The sequence below is a fragment of the Acerihabitans arboris genome (assembly GCF_010131535.1).
GTDB classification, from domain to species: Bacteria; Pseudomonadota; Gammaproteobacteria; order Enterobacterales; family Enterobacteriaceae; genus Acerihabitans; species Acerihabitans arboris.
On the sequence record NZ_WUBS01000006.1, the window covers coordinates 102,235 to 118,957 of the forward strand.

A 16,723-nucleotide genomic window follows, 5' to 3' on the forward strand; every position below is an offset into this window, starting at 1 on the left:
GCGCCGCATCCGCACATCGTCTCCATGCCCGCCTGTCGCAATGCGTCATCGCTTTGCATAAACTTTCTCCTTTAAGCGCGCAATCGCACCGCCAGTGCATAATATTCATTTTATATTCATAAAAAATGAATAATGATGTTATGTAACTTATTGTTTTTAAAGACACCATTAAATTTTATTCACTTATTTGGCTATGGCTGGCACGGTGTGTGCAGTCTATACTCAATATCAACTATCGCGGTTCACCTGTGGCTCACAGGCGGGGTAGATCCAGCCACGTTTTCCATTAATCGGGCCTGGACATTGTGCCCATTAATAGGGCGATCGGTTGAAAACCGTTTAATTACACCCCATTGCGTTCCGAGGAGCCTTAATTATGATGATTATCCGGCCGGTTGAATACCGTGATCTGGGGGATATCCTGGCGCTGGCGGGCAAGGCCGGCGCGGGACTGACCTCCCTCCCGTCCAATGAGCAGGTGCTGGCGGCCCGCATCGATCGTTCGGTGCGCACCTGGCAAGGCATCGTCGCGCGCGGCGAACAGGGTTACCTGTTTGTGCTCGAAGACAGCGAGCGGGGCAAGGTGGTCGGTGTCAGCGCCATCGAGGTGGCGGTGGGACTCAAGGAACCCTGGTACAATTTCCGCGTTGGCACCCTGGTGCATGCGTCCACGGCGTTAAACGTCTATAACGCCGTGCCGACCCTGTACCTGAGCAACGATCATACCGGGCTGAGCGAACTGTGCACGCTGTTCCTCGATCCGCAATACCGTCACGGCACCAACGGCCAGTTGCTGGTCAAAGCGCGCCTGATGTTTATGGCAACCTTCCGCGCGCATTTTGGCCAGCGCGTGCTCGCGGAAATGCGCGGCTATTGCGACGAACAGGGCCATTCACCTTTTTGGGCCAATCTCGGCCAGCGGTTTTTTTCCATTGATTTTGCCCAGGCTGATTACTTAAGCGGCACCGGCAACAAGGCGTTTATTGCCGAACTGATGCCGAAACATCCGCTCTACGTCGATTTCCTGGCGCCCGAGGCCCGCGCGGTTATCGGCCGGGTGCATCCGCAGACCGAGCCGGCCAGGGCGCTGCTCGAGTCCGAGGGGCTGGGTTATCGCGGCTATATCGATATTTTTGACGGCGGGCCGACGCTTGAGGCTGAAATTGATCATATCCGCACGGTGCGCGACAGCCGCCAGGCGACGGCGCGTATTGCCGCTGATGGCGACGTCGGGTCGCGACAGGACGCCGCCTGGTGCCTGCTGGCCAACGAGGATTACCAGGGGTTCCGCGCCGTGGCCTGCCGGTGCGTTATCGGCCAGGAACCGCTGGAGATAGGCGTCGATACCGCCGCGGCGCTCGGCCTTTCCCCGGGCCAACCGCTGCGGGCGGCGACACTCTACGCCGACGGGCGCTCACGTGCGGGATCTACCGCCTCACATCATCAAACAGGATTTACCCATGCAGCGTTGTGTTGAAGCGAACTTCGACGGACTGGTCGGCCCCACGCATCATTACGCGGGGCTTTCTTTTGGCAACGAGGCCTCGACGCGCCACCGCCGGCAAGACGCCAATCCGCGCCTGGCCGCAAGGCAGGGGCTGGCTAAAATGAAAGCGTTGTCCGACGCGGGGTTTGTGCAGGGGGTCCTGCCGCCCCATGAGCGGCCGCATTTGCCTTATCTGCGCCGGCTGGGGTTTAGCGGCAGCGACGCGCAGATCCTGGCGCAGGTGGCGCGGGATCACCGGCAACTGCTATCGGCGCTCAGCTCGGCGTCGGCCATGTGGGTGGCCAATGCCGCCACCGTCAGCCCATCGGCGGACAGCGCCGACGGCAAGGTGCATTTTACCGCCGCCAACCTGCATAATAAATTCCATCGCGCCATAGAAGCCGACACCACCAGCGCCATTTTGCGGGCGGTGTTTCGCGACGCGCGTTATTTTTGCCACCATCCGGCGTTGCCGCAGTCGGCGCTGTTCGGCGATGAGGGCGCGGCCAACCATAATCGCCTGGGACGTTACGACGCCCCGGGACTGCAAATGTTTGTCTATGGTAAACGTGGCCTGGATGAAGGCCGCGAGCCGATGCGTTATCCCGCCAGGCAGACGCTGGAAGCCAGCGAGGCCGTCGCGCGCCTGCACCTGCTGGCGCCGGAGCGCTGCCTGATGGTGCAGCAGAATCCCGCCGTCATTGACCAGGGCGTGTTTCATAATGACGTTATTGCGGTGAGCAACGAGCAGGTGCTGTTCTATCACCAGCAGGCGTTTACCGACGGCGGCGCGGTGCGCGGGCAATTAAGCCGCGGCCTGGCGCTGCTCGGCCAGGAATTCATCGGTCTTGAAGTGCCGGAGCGGCGCGTATCCGTGGCCGACGCGGTGGGGACGTACCTGTTCAATAGTCAGCTATTGAGCCGAGGGGACGGCAAGATGACCATCGTCGTGCCGCAGGAGTGCCGGGAGCATCCGGGCGTCTGGGATTACCTAGGCGAAGTGGTCGCCGAGGGCCTGGCGATAGACCGGGTCGACGTGGTGGATTTGCGTGAAAGCATGCGCAACGGCGGCGGTCCGGCCTGCCTGCGCCTGCGGGTGGTGCTCACGCCACGGGAGCAGTTGGCGGTTAATCCCCGTACCCTGATGACCCCGGCGTTGTTCGACAGCCTAAACCTTTGGGTCGACCGTCATTACCGTGACCGGCTTAACCAGGACGACCTTGCGGATCCGGCGCTGCTTAATGAAGTGCGCACCGCGCTGGACGAACTGACCCAACTGCTGGATTTGGGCGCGATTTATCCATTCCAGCAATGAAGCCATCATTTCAGGTCAGGCGATTGCGGGCCTAACCCGACATAGGGCGCAGTCTCCGTAACGTACAATATCCGGGCCGGCGCTGGCGGGTTTTATTTATCGCGGGCATAATCCGCGAATACAGACAATTATTATTCATGCGGGGCCGCGCTGGATATTACTAAGTATTCGTTGGCGGGTGAGGAAGTAAGAGTTATCATATTGACATGAGCTAAAATAAAGTTTCATTGCCACGAAAAATAACGCTTTCCACACACAAAATCCATCTTTTCTCCATGATTGGCAGCAAAGTGAGTTTCAGGCTTTAAGTTATTTACTTTTACTCGCATTACTTGAAGATAACCGGAGTACACTTATATTTGTAACGAACACTGCCGGCGAAATTATTTTGCGGCAGACGATAATCAGATATGAGGAAATTATGCGCAAATTAACCGCTTTATTTATGGCCACTACCCTGGTGTTAGGTTCTGTTCAATTAGCCAGCGCCGCCGATACCACTGCCGCCACCGACAATGCGCCGGCCAAAGGCGAGATGCATCATAAAGGCGATATGCAACATAGAGGTGGTCCTATGATGATGGATCACATGTTCAAGGATCTTAAACTCACGGAACAACAGCGCCAGAAAATGCATGATATTGCGCGTGATTCCATGAAAGATATGAAAAAGCCGTCTGCCGCCGAGCATCAGCAGATGCATGACGTGATCGCCGCCGACAGTTTTGATTCCACCAAGGCCCAGGCCCTGGTAAGCGCCATGTCCCAGGACCAGAACCAAAGGATGTTGGCTAACCTGGAAATGCAAAACAAAATGTATAACGTTTTGACGCCGGAACAAAAGACGGAATTTAATAAAAAATTCCAGGAACGCGCGGAAAAAATGCAACAGCGCGATGCAAAATAATTTACCTAGCGACATAACATAATAACGCGGCCGGCCGGCCGCGTTTTTTTATCTTTTTATATCGGCATTACCAGGACGCTATTAGCGCACCGGCGACGCAGCGGACAATGCGGCCGCGTTTTTATCGCAGCCAGCCTGCGGCGCACTGCCCATTCGGTCATGGTTGCCAGAAATCGTCAAATACCGTTACCGGCGGGCGGCGTTTATGTTCGGTGCGATGATACCAGCCTTCAATAATTGTTGCCGCGTCAGGCGCGATAGTTTTTCCTTCCAGATAATCATCAATCATTTCATAAGTCACGCCGAGAGCGGATTCGTCCGGTAGCGCCGGGCGATCTTCTTCCAGATCGGCGGTCGGGGCTTTCAGGTAAAGGTGTTCCGGGCAGCCCAGGTATTTTAGCATCGAGCGGCCCTGGCGCTTGTTCAGGCGGTAAATCGGATTGATATCCGTGCCGCCGTCGCCGTATTTGGTAAAAAAGCCGGTTACCGCCTCGGCCGCGTGGTCGGTGCCGACCACCAGCCCGGCATTCATGCCGGCGATGCTGTACTGCGCCTTCATGCGTTCGCGCGCCTTTTCATTGCCCTTGATAAAATCGCTCAGGGTGATGCCGGCGTCCCGCAGCGCGGCTTCACTGGCCAGGACGGCGGGTTTGATATTCACCGTCAGCAGGCGATCGGGCTGGATAAAGGCAATGGCGTCCCGGCAGTCAGCTTCGTCCTGCTGCTCGCCGTAGGGCAGGCGCACGGCGATAAATTGATAGCGCGCGTCACCGGTTTCCCGGCGCAGCTCGCCGACGGCGGCCTGGCAGATCTTGCCGGTAAGGCTGGAATCCTGGCCGCCGCTAATGCCCAGCACCAGCGAGCGGATAAACGGATAGGTTTGCAGATACCGTTTCAGGAAATCCACGCTAACGCGAAATTCGTCCGCCGGATCAATAACCGGTTTCACGCCTAACGCCTCGATAATGTCTTGCTGTCGTGCCATCCGTATCTTCCCCTCAATAATACCGCGCTGCGGTATCGCTGCCAAAAATTGATTAATTACCTGAGTGTAAGGCGAATTGATTTCTGGAGAAAGCATAACCCACGGCACGCGCTCCGATTGTACATTATGTGGGCGGATGAAAAAAGTGACTAACCGCTGCGCTTACATTTGTGAAAAAGCCTTTTGCCTTCTACACTTAACCATACATACCCAAAATGAGGTGACACTTATGAATAAGAAGATTGTTATTGCTTTTACCGCGGCTACCGCGCTTGCCATCCTTTCCGGCTGTACCGTTTACGATCGCGCCGATAGTTATATGAAAAAACCTGTAGTGAGCGATGTAAAAAAAGGCATGACTAAACAGCAGGCGCGCGCTATCGGTGGCATTCCTTCCACCTCCGCCACCATGATCAACGCCCGCGGGACCTGTGATTCCTATGTCCTGGGCACACGCGACGGCAAGCCGATCAATTATTTCGTCAGCTACGACCAGAACAATATCGTGCTGAACAAGGGCTTCCAAAGCTGCCAGGAATACGATACCAACCCACAGAAATAATCCGTTCCTGACGATTGGCTAAGCTTGGCGATGGGCGATAAGTGAATAATTTCACTTATCGCCCATTTGGTTTCTGCGCCCGTATCATCGCAGGTCAGGCCCCCGGGAAAGGGCGCCACGCGCCGGCGGTCAGGCCGGCACGCCGTCAATCTTGGTAATTCGCGACCACACCCGGTGCAGTTTCAACTGATCCAGGAAATCCTGCATCAGCTGGCCCTGGGTCGAGGCGCCTTCACAAATCCCGTCTTCCAATTGATCGGTCAATCCCAACGGCTGTTTGAAGCGATTGGCGTCGCCGCTCAGGGCGATGACCTTCAGGTGCTTATAAGCTTCCAGGATATAATGACGAGCGGCGCCGTTAAGCAGTAGAGCGTCCAGATTGCCATTCGGCACGATCACCCCGTCGACGGTTATCGACGGCGAACCGTCAAAGGTGGCGTCGATAGGCAGGGTGGAACCGTCGTTCGCCACTACATTGCCGCCGTGGCCGGCCAGTATCTTGGCATGCACGCCCTCGGCTTTCAGCGCCTGCAATGCCTCCAGCACATCGGCGGCGTCGACGCCGTCGCTGACCAGCAGCGCCACCTGGCGGCCCTTCAGCGCGCCGCTGCCGGTGGCATACAGGCTTAGGGCCGGATCCTGCGTAACGCCGTTAACCGGCTTGGGCGGCGGCGTGCTGAGCGCATCGTCGGACAGCTGGATGCCCAGCTTGGTCGCGACCTGCCTGGCCAGATCGACATCGACGCGGGTCAGCAAATCCACGACGCGCTCACGAATATAGGCACGTCCGACCTTGCCCAGTTCGAAACTGAAGGCGTCCACGATATGCACCTGTTCGGCCGGGGTCTGGCTGAGCCAGAACAGGCGCGGATGGGAAAAATATTCCAGGAACGAGTCGCTGCGTTCGCGGATTTTATGGCCGTCCACCCGTTCCTGATACGACTCAAAACCGCCGTTTTCCGCCGCCGGCGCGGTTTCCCTCGGCCAGTTGTCATTGATTGAGTTGGGTCCATGCGCCGCGGGATTGGTATCGATATCCTGCCGGTGCATACCGTCGCGTTGAAAATTATGATAAGGACAGACCGGGCGGTTGATCGGGATTTCATGGAAGTTCGGCCCGCCCAGCCGGCTGATCTGCGTGTCGGTATAGGAGAATAACCGGCCCTGCAACAACGGATCGTTGGAAAAATCGATGCCGGGCACGATATGGCCGGGATGAAACGCCACCTGCTCGGTTTCCGCGAAGAAGTTGTCCGGATTGCGGTTCAGCGTCATTTTGCCGACGATCTCCACCGGCACCAGCGCTTCGGGGATAAGCTTGGTGGGGTCGAGCAGATCGAAGTCGAATTTATGTTCGTCCTCCTCCGGTATCAGCTGCAGGCCCAGTTCATATTCCGGATAGTCGCCGGCCTCGATGGCGTCCCACAGGTCGCGACGGTGGAAATCAGCGTCTTTACCGGCCAGTTTCTGCGCTTCATCCCATACCAGCGAGGCTTTGCCCGCCACGGGTTTCCAATGGAAACGCACGAAGGTGGCCTTGCCCTCGGCATTGATCAGCCGGAAGGTATGAATGCCGAATCCTTCCATGGTGCGGTAGCTGCGCGGAATGCCGCGATCGGACATGGCCCAGAACACGTTGTGCAGGGTCTCCGGCTGCAGGGAGACATAGTCCCAGAAGGTATCGTGGGCAGACCCGCCCTGCGGCATTTCGTTATGCGGCTCGGGTTTGACCGCATGCACGAAATCGGGGAATTTCACGGCGTCCTGGATAAAAAACACCGGCGTATTGTTGCCCACCAGGTCGAAATTGCCTTCCTGGGTATAAAATTTGGTGGCGAACCCCCGGATATCGCGCACGGTATCCGCCGAGCCGCGGGAACCCTGCACGGTGGAAAACCGGACGTAGACCGGTGTCTTGACCGCCGGGTCGTTCAGGAAGCCGGCCTTGGTGATTTCGGTCAGCGGACGGTAGACCTCGAACACCCCGTGCGCGGCGGATCCCCGGGCGTGGACAATACGCTCGGGAATGCGCTCATGGTCAAAATGGGTGATTTTTTCACGCAGGATAAAATCTTCCAGCAGGGTCGGCCCGCGCTTGCCGGCGCGCAGGGAGTTTTGGTCGTCGGAGATTTTTGCGCCCTGGTCGGTAGTCAGCGGCTGCTGGTAGCCTGATTTACGGTGGGGTTCCAGGGCGTCGAGCTTGGCATTGCCGTTTTGCGGGCTTTTAACCGAGCCGGAGACGGTGGGCTGCTTTCCGGGTTCCGAACTGCCGGGTTGCGCCAGATGACTGTTGTCGTCCGGGGCCAAATGGCCCAATCCAGGTTGCGCCGAACTGCCGTCGGGGGCAGGGGCCGGATGGGTCAGGAGTTTTTTACCTTGCGCGGGATCTGTGGGTTTTGACATTGTACATTGCTCCTCTTACCAGTGAAATGGCAAACATTGGCTGGTCCGCAGTTATGGTTATATGCGCGGTAGATCAACTATAGAACAGTTTTTGCAGCGGATCGGGGGGCGTGACGCAATTGCACTTTATTTTCTGAAAAGATGATATTGGCGGCAAAAGGGAGGTTAGAAATTACCGCGTACCCTGTGCCATAACGCCGCAACGGAATCCGGCATGGATATTTGGGCGCCCAGCGGCGTCCCCTGGGGATGCTGCACGGCAAAGATCAATACCGCCACGCACAGCGCCCGTTCCAGCTGGTTGCCTTTTTGCGGATAGAGTATCGGCAGGCGAAAGCGCCACCGGCACGGCCACAGCAACGGCACGCCGGCCGGTGTCAGCATATCGGCGACGATATGGCTCAAATAGCCGAGAATCATGCCCTGGAACGCATCCAGCGGGATGAGCATGGCGGGGTCCGGCTTTAAGGTAAACAGCAGGATACCGGCGATAATGGCCAGCAGGCTGTGGGTAAAGCCGCGATGCCCGAACGCGCGGGCGATGGGCAGCGACAGCCATTTCAGGCGTTGACCAAGAAATGACTGGGGATGATCGATATCGGGCAGCAGGCAGGTCAACAGCCCGCCGGCCACGATATGCCACCAATCGCCTTGGGCGAGCGCAGGTGAAAGCTCCATTTTTTTGGCCAAAATGGTGCTTGCCAGAGCAAAGATGAGGTGCCCTTCAGCGGTCATAACGGGTGGATGCCTATCGAACTGGTCATTTGTCCAGTATAGAGGAATCCGGCTAAAGCTGAAATAGGTTACATCGTAACAAAAAAAAACTGTATAAACAGCGTTGAATTTGCCGGCAAATCTGCGCATGGGTTTGATGCGGGGATGGCGGGCGAGGGAAAAAAAACGTAGCGCGCCACGGATGGCGCGCCTGAGCCTGCGGGGATGTGTTTACGGCGTCTTTACCCATCCCCGCATTCATGGTGTTGCTCTCAGCACGTTCCGATTAACGCGCCAGCCAGCCGCCGTCCACGGCGATGGTGTAGCCGTTGATGTAGTCCGAAGCGGTGGAGGCCAGGAAAATGGCCGGACCTTTCAGATCGCCCGGCAGGCCCCAACGACCGGCGGGGATACGTTCCAGGATCTCTTTGCTGCGGCCTTCGTCGGCGCGCAGCTGCTGGGTGTTGTTGGTGGCCATGTAGCCCGGCGCGATGGCGTTGACATTGATATTGTGCTTGGCCCATTCGTTGGCCAGCAAACGGGTAACGCCCATGACGGCACTTTTTGACGCGGTATAGGAGGGCACGCGGATCCCGCCCTGGAAGGACAGCATGGAGGCGATATTGATGATCTTGCCGCCTTTGCCCTGCTTAATAAACTGGCGCGCCACCGCCTGCGACATAAAGAACACGGTTTTGATATTGATGTTCATCACGTCGTCCCAGTTCTTTTCACTGAACTCGATGGCGTCTTCGCGACGGATAATCCCGGCGTTGTTCACCAAAATATCGATATGGCCGTATTCAGCTACTGATTTTCCAATGATGCCCGGGATATCGTCGGTCTTGGTCAAATCGGCGGTTAGGCTCAGGAAACGACGCCCCAGGGCGGTGACTTTGGCAATGGTTTCCTCCGGATCGACGATGTTGACCCCGACAATATCACAACCGGCTTCCGCCAGGCCGATCGCCATGCCTTGACCCAGGCCGGTGTCGCAACCGGTAATCAGCGCCACTTTACCCTGCAAATTGAATGAATCTAAAATCATACCAGAACCTCATTATTGGCGGCCGGACGCGGCCGACAACGTTGTGTGTTTAAAGGGCCGGAAAGGTGCGGCCGGAAACGTTATTAGCGGATTTCGCTGACTTTTACATGGTCCATATCGTCGAAAACCTGGTTTTCGCCGACCATGCCCCAGATAAAGGTATAGTTTTTAGTGCCCACGCCCGAATGGATCGACCAGCTCGGCGAGATCACCGCCTGTTCGTTATGCACCAGCAGGTGACGGGTTTGCTGTGGCTGGCCCATCATATGGAATACCGCGGTTTCTTCGTCCATATCAAAGTAGAAATAGACTTCCATGCGGCGCTCATGGGTATGGCACGGCATGGTGTTCCACAGGTTGCCCTCGGCCAGCTTGGTCAGGCCCATGGTCAACTGGCAGGTCGGCAATACGTCGGGAACGATAAATTTGTTGATGGTGCGCAGGTTGCTGGTGGCGTTATCGCCTATGGTCTGCGGAGACGCTTCGGCCAGGGTGATTTTGCGGCTTGGGTAAGTCGTGTGCGCCGGGGCGCTGTTGTAATAAAATTTGGCCGGCTTGGCGGCGTCCACGCTGGTGAACTGCACGTCTTTAGCCCCCATGCCCACATACAGGGCTTCCTGATGGCCTATTTCGTAGGTTTTGCCGTCGACGACGATGACGCCCGGTCCGCCGATATTGATAACGCCCAGTTCGCGACGTTCCAGGAAATAACTCACGCCCAGCTGCTTGCCCACTTCGGCGCCGATGGCGACCGCTTTGGTGACGGGCTTGATGCCGCCGACGATGATGCGGTCGATATGACTATACGTCATGGTATAGGCATCTTCCTCGAAGATTTTCTCGATCATGAACTGGCTGCGCAGTCCTTCGGTATCCAGTTGTTTAGCGTGATCGCTATGAATGCTTTGGCGAACTTGCATAATGGTAATGCCTCTCTTTCAGAACATGTTCTCAATATGGCTTTAACCCGAAGGAAAGCGTTCTCGTTTAATGCTGAAATGATAGTGCTAGCGGGATGTTAATTCAATAAAAATGAAATATTGTTTTATTTATTTTATGAGGAACGTCATGCTTTTGATGTTTTTCGGTTTCATTCCGTCCGCTTCACTTTAAAATGAGTCATCTGAAAAGACGTTGTACCGCCGCCGCAAACGTCGTTTTACGCACCCTATCGGCCGGGCGGTTTTAATCGGGAGTGAGCATGAAAACTTTTTATATCGATCGGGAAACGCCATGGGAAGCCGTGGGCGAGGGCGTTAAACGAAAAATCATGACCTGGAGCGACGACCTGATGATGGTCTGCGTCCATTTTGCCAAGGGGGCGATCGGCACGCCGCATCAGCATGATATCCACGATCAGATCGCCTACGTTGCCGCCGGCAGCTTCGAGGTAACCATCGAAGGTGAAACGCGGGTGCTGAAAACCGGCGATGCCTATCGCGCGGTAAAACATGAAATGCATGGCGTACTGGCGCTTGAGGATAACAGCGTGCTGATCGACACCTTCACGCCGAAACGGGATGATTTTCTTTGAATCGCGCTGCCCGCGGGGCGCGTATCGGCCCCGGCCGGCATGCGGCGCGTTGGTGTTGCCGATAACCGGCGGCGCGGGAAGCGACAGTGCCGCTTACCCGTTATTTAGCGGATGTGCCCGGGGGTTAACTCCTCAAGCGACGCCAGCCTGAAATCGGCCACCGCCCAGCGGGGATCGGCGCGCAAGGCGGCATCCGGCACCACAATCGAACGCATCCGCGCCGCTTTGGTGGCGATCATGCCGTTAAAGGAGTCCTCAAGGGTGGTGCAGCGTTCCGCCGCGACGCCCAGGCTTGCCGCCGCCTGCAAATAGACTTCGGGGTGCGGTTTGCTGTAGGGCAAATTCTGCGCCGACGCCAGATGGTCGAAATAGCGGCGCAGATTGAACATTTCCAGCACGTTCTCCAGCATAAACAGCGGCGAGGCCGATGCCATGCCAATCTTCAAGCCACATGACCTGGCCGTTTCCAGCGCGTGACCGACCCCCGGCAGCAGTGGACGGCGTTGGTCTATCAACGTCACGGCGCGCTGGATGATGCCGTTGGTGACTTCTTCCAGCGTGGCTCCCTGCCACGGGCTTAACTGATACCAGACTTTTACCACCTGATCGATGCGCATGCCCAATGTGTCCGGTATCCTGTCGTGCGCCGACGAGTCCAGGCCCATGGCGGCGAATATATCCAGCTCCGCCTGATGCCACAGCGGCTCAGAATCGATAATCAGTCCATCCATATCAAAAATAACGGCTTGCTGGGGAAGATTTAACGCCATGCCCTGCGCTCCTGGTTGCAAAAAAGGATGAGCGTTGAGGGTAGCACCAATCGGCGTATAACGGGATGCCGGCGCGGAAAAATCGATAGGCAAAAAACTACCCGGCATAAAACAAAGCAGAAAAGGTAAATTATAGATAAACTTAAGGGCTATGGTTGGCGTCGTTTAACAAGGGGAGCACATGACGTATCAACAAGCTGGCCGCCTGGCCGTGATCAAACGGCTCGCGGGATGGATTATCTTTATACCGGCTTTACTCTCTACATTGATCTCTATTCTGAAATTTCTCTACCGACATAGTGAACAAAATAAGGGAATAAATGCGGTAATGGCCGATTTTTTTCATGTCATGATCGACATGCTGCGGTTTAACACCTCATTTCTGAATGTATTTTGGTATAACTCACCGCAGCCGGTATTCTCCGGCCAGGGGTTCAGCTCTAACCTGCTGTTTTGGCTTGTCTATATCCTGATCTTCGTCGGGCTGGCGCTGACCGCCTCCGGCGCGCGCATGTCCCGCCAGGTACGGCATGTGCGCGAAGGCGTGGAGGACCAGATGGTGCTGGAACGGGCCCGGGGAACCGACGGCCTGAGCAGGGCGCAAATGGAGGAAAAAATCGTCATGCCGCGCCATACCATCCTGCTGCAGTTTTTCCCGCTGTACATCCTGCCTATCATTATCGTGGTCGTGGGCTATTTTGTCCTCAAACTGCTCGGCATGATCTGAATACGCTGGGGCGGCGGCCTGCTGCCCCGATATCCCGTCCTATTCGGCGCTTAACAGCTTATCCAGGGCTTCGCTGGCGATGGCGATATGTTCACCACCAAACAGGCTCGCCCGGTTTAACAGGTAATAGAGCTGATAAATCGGCTGGCGATCGATAAAACCTTTATCCAACGGCCAGACGCTTTGGTAACCGTCGTAGATTTGCGGCAGCAGCTGGTCGTATAAAGGCAGCATGGCCAGGTCGCATTCACGATCGCCCCAGTAGCAGGCCGGATCGTATAAAAAGCCGCCGTTACTGCTGTTGGCGCAATTATCCGGCCATAAATCACCGTGCAGCAGCGAGGGCTGGGGCTGGCGTTCGTGCAGGCGTGTGGCGATCTGGTCGATAATCATATCGATATCACCATAATACAGGCCTTTTTCCGCCGCCAACTGCAGTTGCCAGCCGATGCGCTGTTCGGCGTAGAATACCGCCCAGCGGCGCTGCCAGGCGTTGGGCTGCGTTACCGTGGAGAGGTCGTTATCAAAATCGAGGCCGAACTGAGGCTGTTCGCTCCACCGGTGCAGCCGGGCAAGCTGCTGGCCGAGGCAATAGGCGCCATGGGCATCGAAAGGCCGTTCCACCAGGAATTCCAGCAACAAAAAACTTTCATCGCGGGAACTGCCGACGCCATACACCTCCGGCACCCGGACCGTACGGCTGCGCGCCAGCATCGCCAGCTGGTCGGCTTCGTTGGTGAATTTTTGCAGCAGCTCACGCGTATCGGATTTTACAAATACTTCGTGTGCGCCGTAGCGGATATACCAGGCGGAATGTAACTCTCCGCCGGGCAATTCACGTCGTGCGCTGATTTCGTCCCTGGTAAATTTTTCTGCCAACATCGTGCTAATGGCGTGCCACATCGTCATTTCCCCCACAGTCGCTTTGCCGATAAGGTCTGAATCATTTCGATGAGAACTCGGTGACAACTTTGCAAAAACAGCCGGTCCGGCGCATCCGCCGGCGGTGCGACGACGATGGGCCGTTGGAGCGAACCGGCAACTGCACGGCCTTAAAAAAATCAACGGCGCGTACCGGATTCAAATGAAAGGACTTGCCGAAGAAGCCGGATGCGCGGCACGGCGTTAGCGCGGGAAGACTTCTGGTAAGCGTTGAGAGAGTGTTGTTGTGAACGCCGCGTATGTCAACTGATAATTATGGATCTTGGGAAGTTAAAACAGTGGGATAGTAAAAACGATCCCGCGCAAACAACGTCGGTTTGCACGGAAAAGAAAATTGACTGATTTCAACCGGCCGTGGGTCGGCCGGTAACCTGCGCCTGGTTTACTCCGGCAATATATGACCTGTCCGTGATGATGATCATCGGGTCAGATAACGTCGTCCTGGCGCAGGTAATCATAAATGCGCCGCGTATCCTTTAATGTGCATAAGCGCGTACCTTTATGCAACGTGGCGGCACTGCCCGCCGCCACCCCGTAACGCACCATATCCAGCAGATCCGCGCCATCGGCAAGCTTTTGCGTCATTGCGCCCACCATGCTGTCGCCCGCGCCGACGGTGCTCATTTTTTTTACCGGCGGCGGCACGACCTGGAACACATTATCCTTATCTACCGCCAGCGCGCCCTGGGGACCGAGCGACACCACCACGCGCTGCGTTTTACCCTGCCTGATGATTTCCAGGGCCGCCTGCCGTACCGCGTCGGGATCGATTAAGTCGCGATTGACCAGTTCGGCCAGCTCTTTTTGATTGGGCTTGACCAGCGCCAGGTTGCCGACCTCCAGGCAGGCTCTCAGCGCGGGCCCGGAAGTGTCGACGATACACTGCAGGCCCTGGCGTTGCGCCTCGCGTAATAAATGCCGCAGGTTCTCCACGCCGACGCCCGGCGGCAGGCTACCGCTTATCACCAGCAGGGAACCCTGCGGCAAGCCCGCCAGGTGCCGTTCGAAAAGCTGGAATTCATCAACCGTCAGTCGTGCGCCCGGCATGACAAAACGATATTGCTCGCCGGTGCTTTCCACATGGACATGCAGGTTCTGCCGCGTCCAGTCATGGGTTTCCAACGCGACGGCGGTTACGCCTTCCTCGGTCAACAGGTCGGCCAGATGCCGTCCGGTGGGACCGCCGATGGGAAACAGCGCGGAAGCCTTGCCGCCGAGATGCACTATCGCCCGCGCCACGTTGATGCCGCCGCCGCCGGGCTCGAACTGCGGTGCGGAGCAGCGCAGTTTCCCTTCGGCATACATACGGTCGGTGGTGGTGGCGCTATCCAGAGAAGGCGCCAGGGTAAGGGTCGTTATTTGTGTCATAACATTCTCCTTGCAACGAAACGACCACCAGCATAGCACCAACCACGCCCGGTCCCGATGACGCAACAAGGGTTGGCGTAATTATTTTATTTTTTTCGCTCAAGTTTTTACCGACCCGGTCGATATAGCCATTGACGGATTAGGGGAGAACAAGATGAGTAGCAAATCAGAACAGCGTTGGAAGTGGATTAGCCTGCTTTTGCTGGCGGTACTAGCCGGTTTATCCGGTGTTTTGGTGCAGATCAACGGCCAGATGTGACGAGCGGGAACCTGTCGCCGCAATTACCCGTCGTCCGGGGAGAATACCCGGTGCGTAACGTGATCCAGCGAGCGTTTTGGATAGATAATATTTATTAAAGAATGATCCAGATCCTGTTTTTGATACAAGAAAAGGTGTAGGATTATTCTTAAAAGATGTCAGGTAAATGTGAGGTTGTTATGGATCAGTTCTATCGTTTAACGTTGCCCAGCATAGTATTGATATGCATGGCTTTTTGGGTCGCTGTCGTTACTGCTTTGGTATAATTTACCTCATGATGACATGCTGATTCATGCAAACCCGCTTCGGCGGGTTTGCTGCTTTTTGGTGCAAAGCAATTTTTTTTACTTGACACTTTATACGCCGTGATAATGTTCTGTTGGGTGCCCATTATTAAGATGTTTTCAATTTGTAGCAAAATTCCATCCTCGCTTCCGACCCGATTGCCGCCATCCTCGATGGGCTTAACGGCATCTCCCGGGATAGTTAGCCGTCCTTCTTGATTATATACCTCGGTCTGTTCTTGGTTTCCATATAGATTCGTCCGATATATTCGCCGAGCACGCCGATGCCGATAAGCTGGACGCCGCCCAAAAACAGAATCGCCGTCATCAGGGAAGGATAACCGGGCACGTTATTGCCCCAGACTAATTTATCGATAATCATCCAGATGGCGTAGAAAAAAGAGGACAGGGCGACGCTCAGGCCGATATAGGACCAGATACGCAAAGGGACGGTGGAAAAACTGGTGATTCCCTCGATGGCCAGGTTCCATAACTTCCAGCCGTTGAATTTAGACTCGCCGGCCACCCGGCTGGCGCGCGAATACTCCACCACCGCGGTGCGGCCGCCCACCCAGGAAAGTATGCCTTTCATAAACAGGTTCCGCTCCGGCAGCGTAAGGATATTATCCACCACCTGGCGCGACATTAAGCGAAAGTCACCGACGTTTTCCTCGATTTTCGGCGAGCTGATTTTATTATGCAGCTTATAGAACCATTCGGCGGTTTTACGTTTCATCCGGCTGTCGGTCAAGCGGTCCGAGCGTTTAGCCAGCACGATTTCAGCGCCGTCCCGCCATTTTTGGATCAGCAGGGGAATCACCGCAATCGGGTCTTGCAGATCGACGTCGATAGGGATCACAGCCTCGCCGCTGGCGTAGCGCAGACCGGCGAACAGCGCTGGCTCCTTGCCGAAATTGCGGGTGAAGTCCACCGCCACCACCAGGCTGTCGGCCAATGCCAGCGCCGCGATAATATCAGCGGTTTTGTCCTTGCTGCCGTCATTGATAAACACGATCTCCACGTCATATTGCCGCAGGAGTTCAAAACCCCGCACCTCTTGATAGAATAGCGGTATGGTCTCAGCTTCATTAAAGACGGGAACGACCAGCGATATTTTCATGTGTTATTTCCATCGAAACAGCGTCTGTTGAATAGACTTTGGGTTATTTCTTTCCGGCCAGATAGCCCGGTTGGTATCTCAATGTATACGGCTTCGGGAAACTGGTTTTTTATATAGACCGGCATGCTGGAACGATCGCGGCGCAAAAGAGCTTAGCACCATGCCGGTAGTAAGTGGACACAATTATTATGGTTTTTAGGTGTTAACCAGCGCCTGGCCTGACGCTAAGGCCACGCGCCTGGTTCTCGCCCGCGCCAAAGCCGTCAAGGCGCCGGTGAAATCAAGGGTGCGGAGTGCCC

General features: G+C 56.0%; 16 protein-coding genes. 6 read left to right on the forward strand and 10 right to left on the reverse strand.

Going from position 1 to position 16,723, the window contains the following annotated elements:
- Nucleotides 1–376: 376 nt before the first annotated feature.
- The 3 genes from astA (at nt 377) to spy (ending at nt 3,708) form a co-directional block, all read left to right on the forward strand.
- Nucleotides 377–1,477, forward strand: coding sequence for an arginine N-succinyltransferase (gene astA / locus GRH90_RS09800; protein ID WP_162365760.1), 1,101 nt, complete (start codon nt 377–379; stop codon nt 1,475–1,477).
- Nucleotides 1,461–2,801 carry an N-succinylarginine dihydrolase gene (gene astB, locus GRH90_RS09805; RefSeq protein ID WP_162365761.1) on the forward strand — a complete coding sequence of 447 codons (1,341 nt, stop codon included), beginning with the start codon at nt 1,461–1,463 and terminating at the stop codon, nt 2,799–2,801. Before astA ends, astB begins: the two co-directional genes overlap by 17 nt.
- 421 nt (nt 2,802–3,222) lie before the next feature.
- Nucleotides 3,223–3,708, forward strand: a complete 486-nt coding sequence (spy, locus tag GRH90_RS09810) for an ATP-independent periplasmic protein-refolding chaperone Spy (RefSeq protein ID WP_162365762.1) — start codon at nt 3,223–3,225, stop codon at nt 3,706–3,708.
- A 157-nt stretch (nt 3,709–3,865) separates the two neighbouring features.
- Here the strand turns inward: spy and nadE are convergent, their stop codons facing one another.
- On the reverse strand, nt 3,866–4,693 hold the full coding sequence (nadE, locus tag GRH90_RS09815) for an NAD(+) synthase (protein WP_162365763.1): 828 nt from the start codon (nt 4,691–4,693) through the stop codon (nt 3,866–3,868).
- 229 nt (nt 4,694–4,922) lie between these two features.
- On the opposite strand from nadE, the gene osmE reads away from it, so the two are divergent.
- Complete coding sequence (gene osmE, locus GRH90_RS09820) at nt 4,923–5,255, forward strand: osmotically-inducible lipoprotein OsmE (RefSeq protein WP_162365764.1); 333 nt, start codon at nt 4,923–4,925, stop codon at nt 5,253–5,255.
- Nucleotides 5,256–5,384: 129 nt separating this feature from the next.
- Here the strand turns inward: osmE and katE are convergent, their stop codons facing one another.
- The 4 genes from katE to kduI all read right to left on the reverse strand — a co-directional run bounded on the left by katE (nt 5,385) and on the right by kduI (nt 10,340).
- The gene (katE, locus tag GRH90_RS09825; protein WP_162365765.1) at nt 5,385–7,658 is read right to left on the reverse strand and encodes a catalase HPII; all 2,274 of its coding nucleotides are present in this window, start codon (nt 7,656–7,658) and stop codon (nt 5,385–5,387) included.
- Between the two features lie 165 nt (nt 7,659–7,823).
- Complete coding sequence (locus GRH90_RS09830; RefSeq protein ID WP_162365766.1) at nt 7,824–8,393, reverse strand: metal-dependent hydrolase; 570 nt, start codon at nt 8,391–8,393, stop codon at nt 7,824–7,826.
- A 265-nt stretch (nt 8,394–8,658) separates the two neighbouring features.
- Nucleotides 8,659–9,420, reverse strand: coding sequence for a 2-dehydro-3-deoxy-D-gluconate 5-dehydrogenase KduD (kduD, locus tag GRH90_RS09835; RefSeq protein WP_162365767.1), 762 nt, complete (start codon nt 9,418–9,420; stop codon nt 8,659–8,661).
- Nucleotides 9,421–9,503: 83 nt separating this feature from the next.
- Nucleotides 9,504–10,340 (reverse strand): 5-dehydro-4-deoxy-D-glucuronate isomerase, encoded by an 837-nt coding sequence (gene kduI / locus GRH90_RS09840; RefSeq protein WP_162365768.1) that lies wholly within the window; start codon nt 10,338–10,340, stop codon nt 9,504–9,506.
- Between the two features lie 281 nt (nt 10,341–10,621).
- Here kduI and GRH90_RS09845 point away from each other — a divergent pair, with 281 nt between their 5' ends.
- Entirely contained in the window at nt 10,622–10,954 is a 333-nt protein-coding gene (locus tag GRH90_RS09845) for a cupin domain-containing protein (RefSeq protein WP_162365769.1), read from the forward strand.
- A 104-nt stretch (nt 10,955–11,058) separates the two neighbouring features.
- On the opposite strand, the gene hxpB is transcribed toward GRH90_RS09845, so the two are convergent.
- Entirely contained in the window at nt 11,059–11,724 is a 666-nt protein-coding gene (gene hxpB, locus GRH90_RS09850) for a hexitol phosphatase HxpB (RefSeq protein WP_162365770.1), read from the reverse strand.
- A 181-nt stretch (nt 11,725–11,905) separates the two neighbouring features.
- On the opposite strand from hxpB, the gene GRH90_RS09855 reads away from it, so the two are divergent.
- Nucleotides 11,906–12,451, forward strand: a complete 546-nt coding sequence (locus GRH90_RS09855; protein WP_162365771.1) for a YniB family protein — start codon at nt 11,906–11,908, stop codon at nt 12,449–12,451.
- A gap of 39 nt (nt 12,452–12,490) precedes the next feature.
- Here GRH90_RS09855 and GRH90_RS09860 read toward each other — a convergent pair whose 3' ends face one another.
- The 4 genes from GRH90_RS09860 to GRH90_RS09875 all read right to left on the reverse strand — a co-directional run bounded on the left by GRH90_RS09860 (nt 12,491) and on the right by GRH90_RS09875 (nt 16,424).
- Entirely contained in the window at nt 12,491–13,354 is an 864-nt protein-coding gene (locus GRH90_RS09860) for a fructosamine kinase family protein (protein ID WP_162365772.1), read from the reverse strand.
- Nucleotides 13,355–13,819: 465 nt separating this feature from the next.
- Nucleotides 13,820–14,761: a 6-phosphofructokinase II gene (gene pfkB, locus GRH90_RS09865; RefSeq protein ID WP_162365773.1), complete on the reverse strand. Its 942-nt coding sequence runs from the start codon at nt 14,759–14,761 to the stop codon at nt 13,820–13,822.
- Between the two features lie 449 nt (nt 14,762–15,210).
- Nucleotides 15,211–15,438, reverse strand: coding sequence for a hypothetical protein (locus GRH90_RS09870; protein ID WP_162365774.1), 228 nt, complete (start codon nt 15,436–15,438; stop codon nt 15,211–15,213).
- A 68-nt stretch (nt 15,439–15,506) separates the two neighbouring features.
- A complete protein-coding gene (locus tag GRH90_RS09875; protein WP_162365775.1) occupies nt 15,507–16,424 on the reverse strand; it encodes a glycosyltransferase family 2 protein in 918 nt (305 codons plus the stop codon).
- Nucleotides 16,425–16,723: the final 299 nt, after the last annotated feature.